1 protein-coding gene is annotated in these 420 nt (G+C 29.3%); it reads left to right on the forward strand.

Going from position 1 to position 420, the window contains the following annotated elements; genetic code table 11:
* Window positions 1-128: 128 nt before the first annotated feature.
* Window positions 129-420, forward strand: a 292-nt coding sequence (locus CQA75_RS09005; RefSeq protein WP_246023834.1) for a type II secretion system F family protein, incomplete at its 3' end; no start/stop codon positions are given.

Raw genomic sequence — 420 nt, forward strand, 5'->3', positions numbered from 1 at the left:
CTATATTTAGCCTTTGGGTGGATTTTTTATTGCTTAAAATACCCTTTGTTAAAAATATGATTTTTTATAATGAATTTTGCACTTTTTTCTTGGTCTTTTCTTTGCTTTTAAAAAATAAGGTTGATTTTTTGACCGCCTTTTTTCTTGCGAGCTCAAGTCTAAAAAATAAATTTCTTTGCAAAAAATGCAAACACATTTCAACACTTTGTCAGCAGGGTTTAAGCCCAGATGAAGCTTTTAAAAAGTCTCATCTTTTTGAAGGGGTTGTACTTTCCATGCTTAATATAGCTATGAAAAGTGCTAAGCTTGATTTGATGAGTGAGAAAATTTCAAATTTTTATGAAACAAAACAAGAAAATTTGATGAGTAAATTTATATTCTTACTCGAACCTTTGATGACTTTTTTGGTAGCGATTTTGG

The organism is Campylobacter taeniopygiae, assembly GCF_005406225.1.
GTDB lineage: Bacteria > Campylobacterota > Campylobacteria > Campylobacterales > Campylobacteraceae > Campylobacter_D > Campylobacter_D taeniopygiae.